The organism is Cognatilysobacter xinjiangensis, assembly GCF_014651995.1.
Lineage (GTDB): Bacteria > Pseudomonadota > Gammaproteobacteria > Xanthomonadales > Xanthomonadaceae > Cognatilysobacter > Cognatilysobacter xinjiangensis.
Genome location: NZ_BMXY01000001.1, coordinates 1185236 through 1201311, shown reverse-complemented (window position 1 = coordinate 1201311; position 16076 = coordinate 1185236). Strand labels below are relative to the sequence as shown.

Below are 16076 nucleotides of genomic sequence, written 5' to 3'. Positions count from 1 at the left end.
ATGGCACGGCCGCGCCCCCCACGGGATCGCGACTCGGCCCCGGGCGAACAGCCCGGGGCCGAGTCGTTTGCGTCGTCCGAGCCGCAGGGCATCGTGCGGTTGTCGGACCTGTTCGCGCCGGAGGATTTCGATGCCCCGTCGAAAACCGCGAGCCGATCGGCGAAGAAATCGCACGCTCGAAACGCCCCGGCGGACGGACGCGATCGCGCACGCGTTGCCGACGACACGCGGGCGCGGCAGGCGGGTCCCACCTCCTCGAACTGGGCCGATACCGCCGGGGACAACACTGCTCCCGCGGTCCAGCCAATGTTGGACAGCGATCGCCCTGACGAGCCGACCTCCGGGAACTTCCTGGAAGGCGGCGCCGACGCCGGCCCGGCTTACGAAAGCCTGTTCGGCGGCGAAGGCGATACCCGTCGTCGCCCGAAGCGCGAGCGGAAGCCGGCCACCGCGATGCAGCGGGCACTCGGCCTGCTCACCCGGCGCGAGCACTCGCGCAAGGAGCTGACCCGCAAGCTGGTCTCGCGCGGCGTCGATGCCGCCGAAGTCGAGGCGGCCGTGGACAAACTGACCGGCGCCGGCTGGCAGGACGACCGCCGCTTCGCCGAGAGCCTGGTCCGCAGCCGCGCGGCCAATGGCTACGGCCCGCTGCACATCCGCGCCGAACTCGGAACGCACGATCTCCCGGCCGAGGTCCGCCATTCGGCTCTGGACGAATTCGAGGGCGACTGGACCGAAATCGCGCGCGACTTTGTCGAACGCCGCTTCGCGAGGATCGAGGATCCGCGCCTGCGCGAACGCAAGGCGGGGGACTACCTGCTGCGCCGTGGCTTTCCGTCCGACGTGGTGCGGGCGGCAATCCGGTTCCCGACCGCGGACTGACCGGTCCATCCGCGCGGGTATGCAGGGGCCCGTCGCCTGTTACTCTTCGTGGTCCACTCGATACGCCCGATCCGCCTCCAGGCGGCCGTGGCGCTGTCCGGCTCCACCTCCGACCGCGGCTCCGCATGAAAACCACGTCCGAAATCCGCAGCGATTTCATCGAATTCTTCCGCAGCAAGGGCCACACGATCGTCCCGTCGGCCCCGCTGGTGCCCGCCAACGACCCGACGCTGCTGTTCACCAACTCGGGCATGGTGCAGTTCAAGAACGTGTTCCTCGGCAGCGAGAAGCCCGGCTACGTGCGCGCGGCAGACGTGCAGCGCTGCCTGCGGGCCGGCGGCAAGCACAATGACCTCGACCAGGTCGGTTACACCGCGCGCCACCACACCTTCTTCGAGATGCTGGGCAACTGGTCGTTCGGCGATTACTTCAAGAAGGAAGCGATCGCCTGGGCCTGGGAACTGCTGACGCAGGTCTGGAAGCTGCCGGCCGAGCGCCTGCTCGTCACCGTCTACCACACCGACGACGAAGCCTTCGACATCTGGCATCGCGACATCGGCCTGCCCGTCGACCGCATCATCCGCATCGGCGACAACAAGGGCGCGCCGTTCGCGTCGGACAACTTCTGGCAGATGGCCGACACCGGCCCCTGCGGCCCGTGCACCGAGATCTTCTACGACCACGGCGCGCACATCGCCGGCGGCCCGCCGGGCTCGCCCGACGAGGACGGCGACCGCTTCATCGAGATCTGGAACAACGTCTTCATGCAGTTCGACCGTCAGCCCGACGGCACGCTGCTGCCGCTGCCTGCGCCGTGCGTCGACACCGGCATGGGCCTGGAGCGCATGGCGGCCGTGCTGCAGGGCGTGCACGGCAACTACGAGATCGACATCTTCCAGCGCCTGATCGCCGAAGCCGCGCGCCTCACCAGTCGCAGCGACCTCGACAACAAGTCGCTGCGCGTCATCGCCGACCACATCCGCGCGTGTTCCTTCCTGATTGTCGACGGCGTGCTGCCCTCGAACGAAGGCCGTGGCTACGTGCTCCGCCGCATCATCCGCCGCGCGATCCGCCACATCTGGAAGCTCGACGGCCTCAAGCCCGACGGCACGTTCTGGAAGATGGTGGGCACGCTCGTCGAGGTGATGGGCGACGCGTATCCCGAGCTTGCCGACAAGCGCGAGCTGGTCGAGCGCGCGCTCAGGGCCGAGGAAGCCGCGTTCGCGCAGACGCTCGACGCCGGCATGCAGCGCCTGGAAGGCTATCTGCAGCGCAACGGCGGCCGCATCGACGGCGAGCAGCTGTTCCAGCTGCACGATACCTACGGCTGCCCGCCCGACCTCATCGCCGACATCGTGCGCGAGCGCGACAGCGCAGAGCTCGAGCCCTCCGCGATGGAGGATTACGAGCGCCTGATGACCGAGCAGAAGGATCGTGCGCGCGCCGCAGGCAAGTTCGGCAACGCCACCACGCTGCCGGCCGAACTCGCCGCGCAGTTGCCCGCGACGGACTTCCTCGGCTACGACAAGCTCGTCGAAGGTGGGCTGGAAGTGCTCGCGATCCTCAAGGACGGCCGCCCGGTCGATTCGATCGAGGCGGGCGACGAGGCCGTCGTCATCCTCGACCGCACACCGTTCTACGCCGAGAGCGGCGGCCAGGTCGGCGATTCCGGCGAGCTGGACGAGAAGGGCATGCGTTTCGTCGTGCGCGACACGCTGAAGTTCGCCGGCCAGTTCCACGGCCACATGGGCGCGTTGCAGACCGGCCGGCTCTCGAAGGGCGACCGCCTGATGGGTTCTGTCGACGGCGAGCGCCGCGCGGCTACGGTGCTCAACCACTCGGCGACGCACCTGCTGCATTCCGCACTGCGCCGCCTGCTCGGCGAGCACGTCGCGCAGAAGGGCTCGCTGGTGGCGCCGGATCGCCTTCGCTTCGACTTCTCGCATTTCCAGCCCGTGTCGGCCGCGGAACTCGCGGAGATCGAGCGCCAGGTCAATGCGGAGATCCGCGCCAACCACGCGGCGGAAATCCACCACATGGGCATGCAGGAAGCGCTCGACTTCGGTGCGCTGGCGCTGTTCGGCGAGAAGTACGGCGAGCACGTGCGAGTGCTGCGCATGGGCGACACCTCGACGGAACTCTGCGGCGGCACGCACGTATCGCGCACCGGTGACATCGGCCTGTTCAAGATCCTCTCGGAAGGCGGCGTGTCCGCCGGCGTGCGCCGCATTGAAGCGGTGACCGGGCAGGCTGCGCTGGACTACGTTTCGTCGGAAATGCACCGCCTCGATGAGGCCGCGCGCGTGGTCGGCGCGCCGCGAGCAGAGCTGCCGGAAAAGCTGCGTTCGCTGGTCGAGCGCCAGCGCCGCCTCGAGCGCGAGCTCGAGTCTCTGAAGGCGAAGGCCGCCTCGGGTGCGACGGCCGACCTCGCGTCATCCGCGGTCGACGTCAACGGCATCAAGGTGGTGACCGCGCGTCTGGAAGGATTCGATGCGAAGGCGCTGCGCGAATCGGTGGACCGGCTAAAGCAACAGCTGGTCGATGCCGTTGTTGTTCTCGCGGGCGTCCAGGATGGAAAGGCCTCGCTCGTCGCCGGTGTCGGCGGCAGTGCGCTGGGCCGCGTCAAGGCCGGCGATCTGCTCGGCGACGTGGCCCGGCGGATCAACGGCAAGGGCGGTGGACGGCCCGACATGGCGCAGGGCGGAGGCGAGGATGGCCCCGCATTGCGAGCCGCGCTCGGCGAGGTTGCCGGGCTGGTGAAGGAACGTACGGCTGCTGCGGGAGTGTGAACAGCTTCCTTGCGGCTTGAAATGGCTGCTCGCTACCATGGCGGGCGTTTGTGTCCAAATATCTGTGCGCGGCATCGGTCGCGCCCCCGGCGGTCTGCCGGGTCAAGGAGGTCGTAATGCTCATCCTGACGCGTCGCGTCGGCGAAACCCTGATGATCGGCGACTCGGTGTCCGTCACCGTGCTCGGCGTCAAGGGCAACCAGGTCCGCATCGGCATCACCGCGCCGAAGGACGTGGCCGTGCATCGAGAAGAGATCTATCAGCGCATCCAGCGCGGCGACAATGTCCGCGACGAATCCGCGGACGGCACGCAGGGCTGACGGATTGCCGCATCGGCGTCGGGGCGTTAACATCGCGCCCTCGCATCGAAGCGAGAGTTGTTCCCGGAGACGTGCCCGAGAGGCCGAAGGGGCTCCCCTGCTAAGGGAGTATGGGGTCAAAAGCTCCATCGAGGGTTCGAATCCCTCCGTCTCCGCCAGTTGTACCGCCGCATCGCGGCAGCGATCGAAAGCACCATCGAGATCGCGACGAAAAAGTTGACGTGCAGTGAATCGGACGTCATAATTTTTCGACTAGGCGCCCGTAGCTCAGCTGGATAGAGCACCAGGCTACGAACTTGGGGGTCGGAGGTTCGAATCCTTCCGGGCGCGCCAACTAGTCGAGGCATCGAAACCGCTACGGATCGATGCATGGGATATCCCGCAGCGTCAGGCGGGACGAAAAAAAAGCCACCGTATGGTGGCTTTTTTGTTTTCCGGGTTCGACGAATCCTATTCGGCACTGTGTGCTCGCACCGCCGCGAGTCCCATTGGCTTCCGTGCACGTCGGCTGGCCGCGTTTGGCTCGGCTGAAGGCAGGCCCAACTGCACGCGCATGCAGACGTGGCATGCGCGTGCAGGACGCTTACTTGCCCGGCTTGAGCAGCACCTTCGTCCAACCGTCCTTGCGCGCGTCGAAGTTGCGGTAGCCATCCGGCGCCTGCTCCAGCGGCAGTTCGTGCGACACGATGAACGACGGCTTCGCCTTGCCGGCGTGGATCAGATTCATCAGGTAGCGGTTGTACTTCTTGACGCTCGCCTGGCCGGTGCCGAGTTGCAGGCCCTTGGTCCAGAACTCGCCGAAATCGAAGGCGATCTGGCCCTTCCTGGCGAGCTCGTCCGCGCCGCCCGGGTCCTGCGGCATGAAAACCCCGACGCAGCCGATGCTGCCGGTCGCCTTCACCGTCTTGACCAGGTTGTTCATCGTGAGATTCGGCACTTCGTGGCCGGCGCAGTTGAAGCACTGGTAGCCGACGCATTCGCAGCCGCGGTCGGCGCCCTTGCCCTTCGTCAGTTCGAGCACCTGCTCGACGCCGCGGTTCTCGGTATCGTCGATCGCGATCGCGCCGATCTTTTCCGCAAGCGCGAGGCGATCCTTCTGCGAGTCGACCACCATCACTTGGTGTGCGCCGCGGATCATCGCGGAATACGCGGCCATCAGCCCCACGGGGCCTGCGCCGTATACAACGACGCTCTCGCCCGGCTGCACGCCGGCGAGCTCGGTCGCGTGATAGCCGGTGGGAAAGATATCGGAGAGCATGACGTAGTCGTTCTCCTTTTCCTGCGCGTCCTCGGGCAGCACCAGGCAGTTGTAGTCGGCGAACGGCACGCGCAGGTATTCGGCCTGGCCACCGTCGTAGGGACCCATCTCCGCGTAGCCGTAGGCCGCGCCGACGTTGCCCGGGTTTGCAGTGAGGCAGGCTGCGCTGAAGCCGCGTTCGCAGTTCTCGCAGAAGCCGCAGCCGATGTTGAACGGCAGGCAGACGCGGTCGCCCACCTTTACGCGTTCGACGCAGGAGCCGACCTCGATCACCTCGCCGAGGTTTTCGTGGCCGAAGACCTTGCCCTTCTCGACGGTCGTGCGCCCCTCGTACATGTGCAGGTCGGAGCCGCAGATGTTGGTCGTGGTGATACGGACGATGACGTCCGTCTGCTTCTCGATCTTCGGATCGGGGCGATCGACGACGGAGACGTCTCGGGGGCCGTTGTAGACGAGTGCGCGCATGGAGACTCCCGGTGATGGACCTGCTTGGGCCAAGAACGCTACGGCTTGGGACGTTGGGAGCGCGGCAAAGCGGCCTTGAATCAACGCCCCAAAGGCGCCGGTCACGTCGATCACACCGGTGAGGCAGCAGCGAAATAGGGTGACGCGTGCCTGAATCGGGATGTGATAGCGGCCTCGTAATCACTGGGCGGCTGTTATCGTTCTCGCCCTGTGAAACGGGGTGTACGCGCATGCTGGACATCAACCTCTGCTGGGACGAGAACGGGCGTAACGTCGTGATTCGACGCGATGCGCGACCGCGCGACGTCTGGCCGGTCGGTGTGTTTCCGCTGGGCTTCGCGGAAGTCGAAAAGGCGATGCTCAGCGCCGAGCTGGTCGACCAGCTCGACATGTTCGGTTCGGCGGAGCTGTCGGCGGCGGACGAGGGCGCGATCGTGCGACGCCTGTCGCCGTATGCCCGACGTGAACGCCAGGCAGCCTGACGCGGTGACGCGCGTCTGTGACGCCGATCGCGATCCCGGGTGACCCATGCGCATTGGCGTCGTGGCCGCGCTGACGCGGATCCGACGCAACAGGCGTAACCTTCGCACATCGACGCACCGCGTCCGTCGGCGTTGTTTACCGGACTCATGGCGACCACTCCCATCGACGTGCTGACCCTTCGACGCGGCTGTGCGCATTGCACGCTGCAGCAGCTCTGCCTGCCCGCGGGCATCGGCCGCGAGGAGCTTGAGCGCCTGGACGAGATCGTCAAACGCAAGCGCCCGGTCGAGGTGGGCGAGCGTCTGTTCCGGCAGGGCGACGGCATGGATTCGGTGTTCGTCGCGCGCGACGGCGCGTTCAAGACCGTGCTGGTCAGCGAGGATGGCGAGGAGCAGGTGATCGGCTTCCACCTGCCGGGCGAGCTGATCGGCCTGGATGCGCTGGGTTCGGGCGAGCATCGCTGCGAGGCGGTCGCCCTCACGCGCGCCAACGTCTGCGAAGTGCCGTTCGACGACCTGTCGGGCGTGGCGGCGCGGATTCCCGGGCTGCAGCGGCAACTGATGCGCGTCATCGGGCAGAGCGTCGGCCGCGACCAGGACCATCGCGAGATCCTCGTGCGCCGTCAGGCCAGCGAACGCATCGCGCTGTTCCTGCACGGGCTGAGCGAGCGCTTCGAGAAGATCGGGCAGGCGGCGGACCGTCTGCGCCTGCCGATGAGCCGCGAGGACATCGCGCGCTTCCTCGGCCTGGCGCTGGAGACGGTCAGCCGCGGCTTCACCCGTCTGCAGGAGGACGGCGTGATCGCCGTGCACGGTCGCAAGGTCGAGATCCTCGACATGGACGAGCTGCAGCGGCTCGCGCACGGCGCCGAGGGCGACGCACCGCCGAAGAAGGGCGCGCGCAGCGGCTGAGCCGCGTCAGGCCGGCAGGCAGCCGAGCGCCGCGAGCGGGCCGTGCAGCGCCGGCACGGCGGTCATCAGCATCGGTGCGGCGATCGTCAGCAGGCCCGCGCCCATCACCAGCATGCCGACCGCGGGCCGCAGCGGGCCGTTTAACAGGCGTCGTCCGATATGGTGGCCTGACCACGTCAGCGGCAGCATCACCGGAAGCGTTCCCATGCCGAACGCCGCCATCGTAAGCGCGCCACTGCCGGCGTTCGCCTGCAGCCAGGCAGCGGTAAGAAGCGTGGTGCTGAGCCCGCAGGGCATCCAGCCCCAGAGTGCACCGAGCGCGAGACGGCGACCGGTGGTGTTGGCAGGAAGCAAGCGCCGCTGCAGCGGCTTGAGCGCACGCCAGACGCCGCCACCGAGGCTCGCGTAGCGCGACGTACCGCGTTGCCCCGCGAGCAGCCTGATACCGACGACCAACAGAATCAGTCCCGTCGCGACGCGTAGCCCGGTACGCAGCCAAGGCAGGGCCGCCACATCGACGATGGCATGGCCCAGCCCGCCTGCCACGGCGCCGGCGGCTGCATAGCCCAGCACACGGCCGAGGTTCGGCTCGATCACGTATCGCCAGGCGGCGCGTGGCGCCATCGCGGAAAAGCCGGTGGCAACGCCACCGCACATCACCGCGCAGTGCCCGCTGCCGACGAGCCCCGTCAGCAGCGCGGACATCAGCGTCAGCCAGGCCACGTCCATCTCAATCGGGCTGCTTGGGATCGTCGCGAAGGATGTCGATGGCGGGCGTGTCGAGGTCGTCGAACTGGCCGCGCTTGACCGCCCACCAGAATGCCCAAACGGCCACGCCGAGCAGCATCAGGCTGAGCGGAATGAGAAGCAGCAGGATGGTCATTCGGGTCTCCGCGCGAGACGCAGCGCGTTCAGGGTGACGACGAGCGACGATGCACTCATGCCCAACGCCGCAAGCCATGGTGGCACGAGCCCCATGACTGCGGCCGGAAGCGCAAGCACGTTGTACGCGAGTGCCCAGCCCAAGTTCTGGCGAATGATCGCGCGCGTGCGGCGTGCCAGCGAAACCGCCTGCGGCAGGCGCGCCAGCGAACGGCCGGCGAGGACCAGATCCGCCGCGCGCTGCGCGAGTGCGGCGCCCGTACCGATCGCGATGGAGACATCGGCACCGGCCAGAACAGGCGCGTCGTTCAGGCCATCGCCGACCATCGCGACGACGCGGCCCTCGCTCTGCCGCCGGCGCACGTACGCAAGCTTGTCCTCCGGCGTCTGGCGCGCCCTCGCGTCGTCGATGCCGATGCGCGAGGCGAGGGCAGCGACACGCTCGGCCGCATCCCCGCTGGCGAGATGCAGGCGCAGGCCCTGGGCATGGAGCGCTGCCGCGGTATCCATCGCGTCTTCGCGCATGGATTCGCCGATTTCGAAGCGCGCGGCAGGGTGCTCGCCATCGCCAAGCCACACGGCGCCGTCGTCCTCGCGGCCCGCGGCGAAGTCCCCGCGGCCGATGCGCCAGCGACGTCCTTCCACCATGCCTTCGATTCCGAGCCCGCCGATGACGCGGATGCCGGTGGCGGAGGGGGCGTTCCCCTGGGTGAACGCAGCCGCGAGCGGGTGTGTGCTGCCGGCCTCCAGCGCGGCGGCGATGCGCAGCGCATCGTCGTTGTGGATATCGAACGCGTCGACACGCTCCAGCCGGGCGCCGCCGTCGGTCAGCGTGCCGGTCTTGTCGAAGACGACGTCCGTGACCCGTGCAAGGCGGTCGAGCGCATCGGGACGCGTGGCGAGCATGCCGATCTTGGCGAGGCCGCCGTGCGCCGCCGCGAGCGCGGCCGGTATCGACAGCGAAAGTGCGCAGGGGCAGGAAATGGCGAGCACGGCCAGCGTCACTTCCAGCGCGCGCGCCGGCTCGTGCATCTGCCAGGCGACGAAGGTCGCGCCGGCGACAAGCAGCATCGCGATCACGAACACGCCGGCGATGCGATCGGCCACCTGCGCCAGACGCGGTCGGTGGGCCTGCGCCTGTTCGACCAGGCGGGTGAGCTCGGACAGGCGCGTATCGGCGCCGGTACGGATCACGCGGATGCGTGCCGGGCGATCGCGGCAGATCGTTCCGGCGAATACCGCGTCGCCTTCGTGGCGCGCGACCGGATGCGGTTCACCGGTTAGCAGCGCCTCCTCGAAGCGCGCCTCGGCGTCGAGCAGCCGTCCGTCGGCGGGTACGGGTTCGCCGGCCGCTACGTGGGCGATGTCGCCGACGCGCAGCGCCGCGACCGGCACGGTCTCGCGCGTGCCGTCCGCGAACTCGCGCGTCGCCAGCACGGGCCGCGCGCGCGCGAGCGCGTCCACCTGCGCGTTTGCCGCCGCGCGCGCATGCGCTTCGAGCGTGCGTGCAACCAGCAGCAGGAAGACGAACATCACCGCCGCGTCGTACCAGACGTGGGCGCCGCCGCGCACGGTTTCGACCACGCTCGCGAGGTAGGCCAGCAGCGTCGACGTGGACACCAGCACGTCCATGCCCAGCCGGCGGTGGCGAAGCTCGCGCCACGCACCTTCGAGGAATGGCCAGCCCGCATAGAACACGACCGGCGTCGATACGAGGAAGGTGATCCAGCGCAGGAAGTCGCGCGTCGCCGGCGCCATCGTGCCGCTGGTATCGAGATAGAGCGCCTCGCCGAACATCATTGCCTGCATGGCGCCGAGCGAGGCCAGCCCGATCCGCAGCAGGGAACGATTGCGCGCCCGACGGCGCGCGTCCTCGTCACGCGTTCCCGCAGCGAGATAAGGGCGATAGCCGAGCAGCGCCAGGCGACGCAGCGGCGCCGAGAGCGCGGTCGTCGTCGGATCCCAAGTCAATCGGATGCGCCCGGTGACGGCGTTGGCGCCGACGTCGAGGACGCCTGGTTCCTTCGCCAGCGCACGGTCGATCAGCCATGCGCAGGCCGCGCAGCGCATGCCGTCCGTGAGCACGGTGATCTCGCGGCCGCCCTCGACGTCGCGCGCGTGCCCCGCCACCACGTCGTCGCGGTCCCAGATGGCGAAGTCGGCCGGCTCGGTCCCGACGCGCGACGCATGCTCGCTGCGCAGGCGGTAGTAGTCGCCGAGATTGGACTCGCGGATCCACTGCGCCGCGGCCGCGCAGCCGTCGCAGCAGAAGGCGCGCGATGCGCCGTCCACCTCCATCCGGGCGGGCGAGCCCGGCAGCGGCTCGCCGCAGTGCCAGCAGCCGGATGCGACGCCGGCGTCGGCCGGGGCCGCGCGCATGTCCACGATCGTCAGCCCGCACCCTTCAGCGCGGGTGCGAGGCGCGCGGCCTGCTGGCCCTTGGGCAGTCGTCCGTCGATGCGCCAGCTGCTGTCGAGCGGCTGCAGCCGGAGGTTCCAGTCGTTGCCCAGGCCTACCGCCTGCATCACGCGCCAGCCGGTTTCCGTCGGCGCGAGCGTGAGCACGCGATCGTCATCCGAGCGCGACGGATGCAGGAGGCTGAGTCGCAGTGGCGCCTTGCGGTCGAAGTCCCCGCTGACCGGGATCACCTCGACGGCGCCACCTGTAATGCGCACCACAGCGCTGAGTTTCCTGCGCTGGGCGAGCGCGTCCGGGCCAAGATCGACCACCTGCATCTGCGCCGTGCGACGCACCGGGTCGACCACGGCGTCATTCGAATCACGGCTGGCGATGACAACCAGCCCGATGCCGAACACCACCGATGCGACCGGCAGGCCGACGAGCAGCCACATCACGGGATTCGACCACTTGGAACGTTCGCGTTTGTCCATCACATCGGTCCGAAGAAGCTGCTGTCGACGCTCTCGCGGACGCGACCGTCCACGGATTCGACGGTGAAGCGCACCGGGCGCCGGCCGCCGATGCCCTTGCCGGCATGGACGGTGGCCTCGATCGGCACGACCTGCTGCGGCGGCACCACGACCTCCGCGGGCACACCGCGCAGTTCAAGGCCCTTGGCGTCGATCGAGATGCGATAGCGCTGCGGGCTGTCCGACTTGTTTGCAAGCTTGAGCGTGTAGCCGTTGTCGATGCCGTCGGCGGTGACACGATAGAGCGCGTTGCGATCGCGGATCACGTCGACGTTGAGCTGCGCCCGGTTCATCACCCCCCAGCCCCACGCGGCGAGCAGCGCGACCAGCAGGCCGCCGTAGATCAGGATCCGCGGGCGCATCACACGAGTCCGGCGTCCGTCTACGGCGTTCTGCGTGGTGTAGCGGATCAGCCCCTTCGGATAGCCGACCTTCGCCATCACGTCATCGCAGGCGTCGATGCAGGCGCCACAGGCGATGCACTCGTACTGCAGGCCGTTTCGGATGTCGATGCCGACGGGGCAGACCTGCACGCAGATCGTGCAGTCGATGCAGTCGCCAAGCTCCTCGGGCGCGAACTTGGGCAGCGGCGCCGCTTCCACGCCGGCGCTGGCGAACGTGATCGTGCCACCGGCACCGGCTGCCGCGGCCGCCGCGGTCGGGTGCTGCGCGGCGCGGAACACGTAGTCGTACGCGGTGACCTTGTCGAGCAGGCCACGCGCGCGCTCGAGCACGCTGCCGAGGCCGCGCTTGCGCGGGCCACGCGGTTCGCCCCGCATCGGGTCGTACGCGATGATGAGGGTATTGCGGTCGAACATCGCGCCCTGGAAACGCGCGTAGGGGCACATGTACTTGCAGACCTGCTCACGCAGGAAGCCGGCATTGCCCCAGGTCGCGAGCGCGTAGAACAGCACCCAGAAGGTTTCCCAGCCGCCCCAGGCGAACGGCACGAGGCGCGCTCCTAGATCGGTGATCGGGGTGAAGAAGCCGACGAAGGTGAAACCGGTCCAGAGCGCGAAGATCGCCCAGAGCGCGTGCTTGGCGGTCTTGCGCAGGATCTTCTCGCGGGTCCAGGGGCCGGCATCGAGCTTGATGCGCTTTGCGCGGTCGCCCTCGGTCCACTTCTCCATCCACAGGAAGACCTCCGTCCATACCGTCTGCGGACAGGCGTAGCCGCACCAGAGACGGCCGGCGAGGGCGGTGAAGAAGAAGAGCGCGACGGCGGCCACGATCAGCAGCATCGCGAGGAACAGGAAATCCTGCGGCCAGAAGGTCAGCCCGAAGACGTGGAACTTGCGCGCAGGCAGGTCGAACAGCACGGCCTGCCGCCCATCCCACCGCAGCCAGGGGAAAACGTAGTACATGCCCAGCAGCCACACCACCGCGGCGACGCGCAGGCGCGCGAGCCTGCCCGAGACGGAGCGCGGGTACACCTTGCGCTCGCTGACGTAGGCGCCGGCGGTTTCGTCGAGCATTTGCAGGGGAATCGAACGGCTCATCAGGTTTCGTCCGGCAGGGGCCGGTTGAAGCGGCTGGCGGGCCGCAGCAGGATCCATGTGAAGAGGCTCGACGCACTCGTCGCGAGCCAGAAGGCGAAGAAGCCGATGGTGTAGCCGAACTCGCGGCTGACCGGGAGCGCCGGGAACGTCATGTCGCGCAGAACGATCGGATCGACGTAGGCGAAGAACACCATCGTCGCGACCCCCGCAGCGAAGAAGCTCGGCCAGAGGATCGCGCCCACCCGCTGCGACATCGGGCGCGGCGGATGGTCGAATACGTGCGGCTGGGACATGACGTGGGCTCCGTTAGTTGGCAGCGACTTTGGACGGGCCGTTCGACAGCGACCACACATAGGCGGCCACGAGGCGCGAGCGCGTCTCGCCGAGAAGCTCGCGGTGAGCGGGCATCACACCGTGGCGGCCATTGCGGATGGTCGCGGCGATCTGCGCCTTGCTGTCGCCGTAGAGCCAGTAGTCGTCGGTCAGATCGGGTGCGCCCATCGTCGGGTTGCCCTTGCCGTCCGCGCCATGACACGCGACGCAGAGGCCTTCGTACATCGGCTTGCCCTGTGCCGCCATGAAGTTGTTCTGCAACCCCTTCGGATCCGAGAGCGACTGCACATAGCTCGCCACGTAGTCGACGGCGTTCTCGCCGCCCATGCCGGTAAGGACCGTGCCCCACGGCGGCATCACGCCCTCGCGTCCGTCCATTACCGTCTGGAGGATGGCGTCCGGCGTACCGCTCCAGTGCCAGACGTCGTCGGTGAGGTTCGGATAGCCGATCGCGCCCTTGGCCGAGGAGCCGTGGCAGCCCGAGCAGGTGTTGGCGAAGATCGAATGGCCGATCGACACCGCGGCCGGGTCACGTGCGATCTCGTCGATCGGCTTGCCCTTGTAGCTGGCGAAGGCTTCGTCGAGCTTGGCGTCCTGCACGGACTTCTCGCGGTCGTGTTCCTGCGTCGAGGACCACTTGCCGTAGCCCTTGTACCCACCTAGGCCGCCGAACCAGGCGATGTAGCCGATCGAGAAGATGATCGTCAGGTAGAAGAGGTTGATCCACCACTTCGGCAGAGGCTTGTTGTACTCGGTGATGTCGTCGTCCCACACGTGGCTGGTATCGGTCGGCTTCGGGTCGCCAGGGCGACGCCGTGCCGTCCACCACAGGAGCCAAACGCAACCGACGATGTTGACCGCTACCAGCGCAATCACGTACCACGACCAGCCGTTGCTCATCGCGGGTTCTCCTCGTTCTCGTTCTCTTTGAGCGGCAGGCGGGCTGCCGCATCGAATTCAGCCTTGCGCGACGGGCGCCAGACCCAGATCCAGCCGCCGACGAACAGCACCAGCAGCAGCGCGGTGACGATGCCTGCGACCATGGCTCAGCCCCCCCTCGGTGCGTGCTTGCCCAAGCCCTGCAGATAGGCGACTACGGCGTCGAGTTCCGTCTTTCCTTCCACGGCCTTCGCGGCGCCCGCGATGTCGGCGTCGGTGTAGGGGTCGCCGATCGTGCGCAGCGACTTCATGTGCGCGGTGATGCGCTCACCGTCTACCGTCGTGGTCTCAAGCCACGGAAAGGCCGGCATGTTCGATTCCGGCACCACGTCACGCGGGTTGATCAGGTGGACGCGGTGCCAGTCGTCGGAATAGCGGCCGCCGACGCGGGCGAGATCCGGGCCCGTGCGCTTGGAGCCCCACTGGAACGGGTGGTCGTAGACCGATTCCCCGGCGAGCGAGTAATGGCCGTAGCGCTCGGTCTCGAAGCGCAGCGTGCGCACCATCTGCGAGTGGCAGTTGTAGCAACCTTCGCGGACGTAGACGTCGCGCCCCGCGAGCTCGAGTGCGGGGTAGGGCTTCACGCCCGGCAACGGTTCGACCGCCTCGGCCTGGTACATCAGCGGGACGATCTCGGCGAGGCCGCCGAAGGACACCACCACCGCGATGAGCACGGCCATCAGGCCGACGTTCTTCTCGACTTTCTCGTGTGCGTTCTTGTTGCTCATGTCCATGTCCTCAGGCGCGAGCCAGCGTGGCGGCCGGCGCCGCGGCCGGCTTGCGGCCGTCGCTCAGGGTCTTCAGCACGTTCCAGCCCATCAGCAGCATGCCGCCGACCACCAGCAGGCCGCCGCCGAGGCGGATGAGGTAGTACGGATAGGTCGCGTTGAGCGACTCGACGAAGCTGTACGTGAGCGTCCCGTCGGGATTCGTGGCTCGCCACATCAGGCCCTGCGTCACGCCGGCGATCCACATCGCGACGATGTAGAACACGACGCCGACGGTGTGCAGCCAGAAGTGGAGGTCGATCGCCTTGGTCGAATGCATCCGCTCGGCGCCCACCAGCTTCGGAAGCATCGCGTAGATCGAGCCGATGGTGATCATCGCCACCCAGCCGAGCGCGCCGGCGTGCACGTGGCCGATCGTCCAGTCGGTGTAGTGGCTCAGCGAGTTGACCGTCTTGATCGACATCATCGGCCCCTCGAACGTGCTCATCATGTAGAAGCTGAGCGAGACGACGAGGAACTTGAGGATCGGATCGGTGCGCAGCTTGTGCCAGACGCCGGACAGCGTCAGCACACCGTTGATCGCGCCGCCCCACGAGGGCGCCAGCAGGATCAGCGAGAACACCATGCCGAGCGACTGCGCCCAGTCCGGCAGTGCCGTGTACTGCAGGTGGTGCGGGCCGGCCCACATGTAGACCGCGATCAGTGCCCAGAAGTGCACGATCGACAGGCGGTACGAGTAGACGGGGCGCTGGGCCTGCTTCGGGACGAAGTAGTACATCATCCCGAGGAAGCCGGCGGTCAGGAAGAAGCCCACAGCGTTGTGGCCGTACCACCACTGCACCATCGCGTCGACCGTGCCGCTGTAGACGCTGTACGACTTGAATGCGCTGGCCGGAATCGCGATGTTGTTGACGATGTGCAGCAGCGCGACGGCGATGATGAAGGCGCCGAAGAACCAGTTCGCCACGTAGATGTGCGGGATCTTGCGCTTGGCGATCGTGCCGAGGAACAGCACCGCATAGGCGACCCACACGGCCGTGATCAGCAGGTCGATCGGCCACTCGAGCTCGGCGTACTCCTTGCCCTGCGTCAGGCCCAGCGGCAGCGTGACCGCCGCCGACACGATGACGGCCTGCCAGCCCCAGAACACAAAGGCCGCCAGCCGGTCGGAAATCAGACGCACGCCGCAGGTTCGCTGCACGACGTGCAGGCTGGTCGCCATCAGCGCCGAGCCGCCGAAGGCGAAGATCACCGCGTTGGTGTGCAGCGGGCGCAGGCGGCCGTAGGAAAGCCAGGGGATTCCATGGCCGAGGTCGGGCCAATAGAGCTGCGCGGCGATGAAGGCGCCGACGGTCATCCCGACGATGCCCCACAGCACGGTGGCAAGGGAGAACTGCACGACGACACGATCGTTGTAGGTGACCGGCGGCGTGCGGTGGGTGGCGGGCGCACGCGCCGGCGCCGCGGCGACGGACGTCTCGAGAACGGACATGGATGGACCCCAGGTAAGAGGATGGATTTTGACGGGGGTAATTCTCGGCACCCCGCCCGCTTCGGACTTGATTGAGATCAAGTTCCGGTGAAGACATGCGATCGCATTGTCTCCATCCGAGCCGTTCTTGCCTGCGACCGCGTCCGCGAAAGTGCCTCTTTGAGC

16 protein-coding genes and 2 tRNA genes are annotated in these 16076 nt (G+C 67.8%); 7 read left to right on the top strand and 11 right to left on the bottom strand.

The features are described from left to right. Positions 1–453: 453 nt before the first annotated feature. The 5 genes from IE066_RS05620 (at position 454) to IE066_RS05600 (ending at position 4324) form a co-directional block, all read left to right on the top strand. Positions 454–882 carry a regulatory protein RecX gene (locus tag IE066_RS05620; RefSeq protein ID WP_229790738.1) on the top strand — a complete coding sequence of 143 codons (429 nt, stop codon included), beginning with the start codon at positions 454–456 and terminating at the stop codon, positions 880–882. Between the two features lie 125 nt (positions 883–1007). Next, positions 1008–3671, top strand: coding sequence for an alanine--tRNA ligase (gene alaS, locus IE066_RS05615; protein ID WP_189447609.1), 2664 nt, complete (start codon positions 1008–1010; stop codon positions 3669–3671). Between the two features lie 116 nt (positions 3672–3787). Then, entirely contained in the window at positions 3788–3991 is a 204-nt protein-coding gene (gene csrA / locus IE066_RS05610; RefSeq protein ID WP_189447607.1) for a carbon storage regulator CsrA, read from the top strand. A 65-nt stretch (positions 3992–4056) separates the two neighbouring features. Beyond that, a tRNA-Ser gene (locus IE066_RS05605) sits at positions 4057–4149 on the top strand. A gap of 98 nt (positions 4150–4247) precedes the next feature. After that, a tRNA-Arg gene (locus IE066_RS05600) sits at positions 4248–4324 on the top strand. A 250-nt stretch (positions 4325–4574) separates the two neighbouring features. Here the strand turns inward: IE066_RS05600 and IE066_RS05595 are convergent. Continuing rightward, positions 4575–5714: a glutathione-independent formaldehyde dehydrogenase gene (locus IE066_RS05595; RefSeq protein WP_189447605.1), complete on the bottom strand. Its 1140-nt coding sequence runs from the start codon at positions 5712–5714 to the stop codon at positions 4575–4577. Between the two features lie 230 nt (positions 5715–5944). Here IE066_RS05595 and IE066_RS05590 point away from each other — a divergent pair, with 230 nt between their 5' ends. Both IE066_RS05590 and fnr read left to right on the top strand, forming a co-directional pair. Continuing rightward, on the top strand, positions 5945–6196 hold the full coding sequence (locus tag IE066_RS05590) for a hypothetical protein (protein WP_189447603.1): 252 nt from the start codon (positions 5945–5947) through the stop codon (positions 6194–6196). 147 nt (positions 6197–6343) lie between these two features. Continuing rightward, a complete protein-coding gene (gene fnr, locus IE066_RS05585) occupies positions 6344–7108 on the top strand; it encodes a fumarate/nitrate reduction transcriptional regulator Fnr (protein WP_189447601.1) in 765 nt (254 codons plus the stop codon). 6 nt (positions 7109–7114) lie between these two features. On the opposite strand, the gene IE066_RS05580 is transcribed toward fnr, so the two are convergent. The 10 genes from IE066_RS05580 to ccoN are packed head-to-tail and all read right to left on the bottom strand — an operon-like array spanning position 7115 to position 15911. Next, entirely contained in the window at positions 7115–7837 is a 723-nt protein-coding gene (locus IE066_RS05580; RefSeq protein ID WP_189447599.1) for a sulfite exporter TauE/SafE family protein, read from the bottom strand. Between the two features lies 1 nt (position 7838). Then, positions 7839–7991, bottom strand: coding sequence for a cbb3-type cytochrome oxidase assembly protein CcoS (ccoS, locus tag IE066_RS05575; protein WP_189447597.1), 153 nt, complete (start codon positions 7989–7991; stop codon positions 7839–7841). Continuing rightward, positions 7988–10369 carry a heavy metal translocating P-type ATPase gene (locus tag IE066_RS05570; RefSeq protein ID WP_189447595.1) on the bottom strand — a complete coding sequence of 794 codons (2382 nt, stop codon included), beginning with the start codon at positions 10367–10369 and terminating at the stop codon, positions 7988–7990. The genes ccoS and IE066_RS05570 overlap by 4 nt, the downstream gene beginning before the upstream one ends. 11 nt (positions 10370–10380) lie before the next feature. Then, a complete protein-coding gene (locus tag IE066_RS05565; protein ID WP_189447592.1) occupies positions 10381–10881 on the bottom strand; it encodes a FixH family protein in 501 nt (166 codons plus the stop codon). Next, positions 10881–12419 carry a 4Fe-4S dicluster domain-containing protein gene (locus tag IE066_RS05560; protein WP_189447590.1) on the bottom strand — a complete coding sequence of 513 codons (1539 nt, stop codon included), beginning with the start codon at positions 12417–12419 and terminating at the stop codon, positions 10881–10883. Before IE066_RS05560 ends, IE066_RS05565 begins: the two co-directional genes overlap by 1 nt. Then, the gene (locus tag IE066_RS05555) at positions 12419–12712 is read right to left on the bottom strand and encodes a hypothetical protein (protein ID WP_189447589.1); all 294 of its coding nucleotides are present in this window, start codon (positions 12710–12712) and stop codon (positions 12419–12421) included. The genes IE066_RS05560 and IE066_RS05555 overlap by 1 nt, the downstream gene beginning before the upstream one ends. Positions 12713–12725: 13 nt before the next feature. Continuing rightward, the gene (ccoP, locus tag IE066_RS05550) at positions 12726–13652 is read right to left on the bottom strand and encodes a cytochrome-c oxidase, cbb3-type subunit III (protein ID WP_189447586.1); all 927 of its coding nucleotides are present in this window, start codon (positions 13650–13652) and stop codon (positions 12726–12728) included. Beyond that, a complete protein-coding gene (locus IE066_RS05545; RefSeq protein WP_189447585.1) occupies positions 13649–13795 on the bottom strand; it encodes a cbb3-type cytochrome oxidase subunit 3 in 147 nt (48 codons plus the stop codon). Before IE066_RS05545 ends, ccoP begins: the two co-directional genes overlap by 4 nt. Positions 13796–13798: 3 nt before the next feature. Continuing rightward, positions 13799–14425, bottom strand: a complete 627-nt coding sequence (gene ccoO, locus IE066_RS05540) for a cytochrome-c oxidase, cbb3-type subunit II (protein WP_425488898.1) — start codon at positions 14423–14425, stop codon at positions 13799–13801. A 4-nt stretch (positions 14426–14429) separates the two neighbouring features. Continuing rightward, positions 14430–15911, bottom strand: coding sequence for a cytochrome-c oxidase, cbb3-type subunit I (gene ccoN, locus IE066_RS05535; RefSeq protein ID WP_189447581.1), 1482 nt, complete (start codon positions 15909–15911; stop codon positions 14430–14432). Positions 15912–16076 lie beyond the last annotated feature (165 nt).

What these genes read in the sequence shown, in the direction of transcription:
- IE066_RS05620 (WP_229790738.1), top strand. Translation starts at nt 454, where the DNA reads ATGCAGCGGGCACTCGGCCTGCTCACCCGGCGCGAGCACTCGCGCAAG.
- alaS (WP_189447609.1), top strand. Translation starts at nt 1,008, where the DNA reads ATGAAAACCACGTCCGAAATCCGCAGCGATTTCATCGAATTCTTCCGC.
- csrA (WP_189447607.1), top strand. Translation starts at nt 3,788, where the DNA reads ATGCTCATCCTGACGCGTCGCGTCGGCGAAACCCTGATGATCGGCGAC.
- IE066_RS05595 (WP_189447605.1), bottom strand. Translation starts at nt 5,714, where the DNA reads ATGCGCGCACTCGTCTACAACGGCCCCCGAGACGTCTCCGTCGTCGAT.
- IE066_RS05590 (WP_189447603.1), top strand. Translation starts at nt 5,945, where the DNA reads ATGCTGGACATCAACCTCTGCTGGGACGAGAACGGGCGTAACGTCGTG.
- fnr (WP_189447601.1), top strand. Translation starts at nt 6,344, where the DNA reads ATGGCGACCACTCCCATCGACGTGCTGACCCTTCGACGCGGCTGTGCG.
- IE066_RS05580 (WP_189447599.1), bottom strand. Translation starts at nt 7,837, where the DNA reads ATGGACGTGGCCTGGCTGACGCTGATGTCCGCGCTGCTGACGGGGCTC.
- ccoS (WP_189447597.1), bottom strand. Translation starts at nt 7,991, where the DNA reads ATGACCATCCTGCTGCTTCTCATTCCGCTCAGCCTGATGCTGCTCGGC.
- IE066_RS05570 (WP_189447595.1), bottom strand. Translation starts at nt 10,369, where the DNA reads ATGCGCGCGGCCCCGGCCGACGCCGGCGTCGCATCCGGCTGCTGGCAC.
- IE066_RS05565 (WP_189447592.1), bottom strand. Translation starts at nt 10,881, where the DNA reads ATGGACAAACGCGAACGTTCCAAGTGGTCGAATCCCGTGATGTGGCTG.
- IE066_RS05560 (WP_189447590.1), bottom strand. Translation starts at nt 12,419, where the DNA reads ATGAGCCGTTCGATTCCCCTGCAAATGCTCGACGAAACCGCCGGCGCC.
- IE066_RS05555 (WP_189447589.1), bottom strand. Translation starts at nt 12,712, where the DNA reads ATGTCCCAGCCGCACGTATTCGACCATCCGCCGCGCCCGATGTCGCAG.
- ccoP (WP_189447586.1), bottom strand. Translation starts at nt 13,652, where the DNA reads ATGAGCAACGGCTGGTCGTGGTACGTGATTGCGCTGGTAGCGGTCAAC.
- IE066_RS05545 (WP_189447585.1), bottom strand. Translation starts at nt 13,795, where the DNA reads ATGGTCGCAGGCATCGTCACCGCGCTGCTGCTGGTGCTGTTCGTCGGC.
- ccoO (WP_425488898.1), bottom strand. Translation starts at nt 14,425, where the DNA reads ATGGACATGAGCAACAAGAACGCACACGAGAAAGTCGAGAAGAACGTC.
- ccoN (WP_189447581.1), bottom strand. Translation starts at nt 15,911, where the DNA reads ATGTCCGTTCTCGAGACGTCCGTCGCCGCGGCGCCGGCGCGTGCGCCC.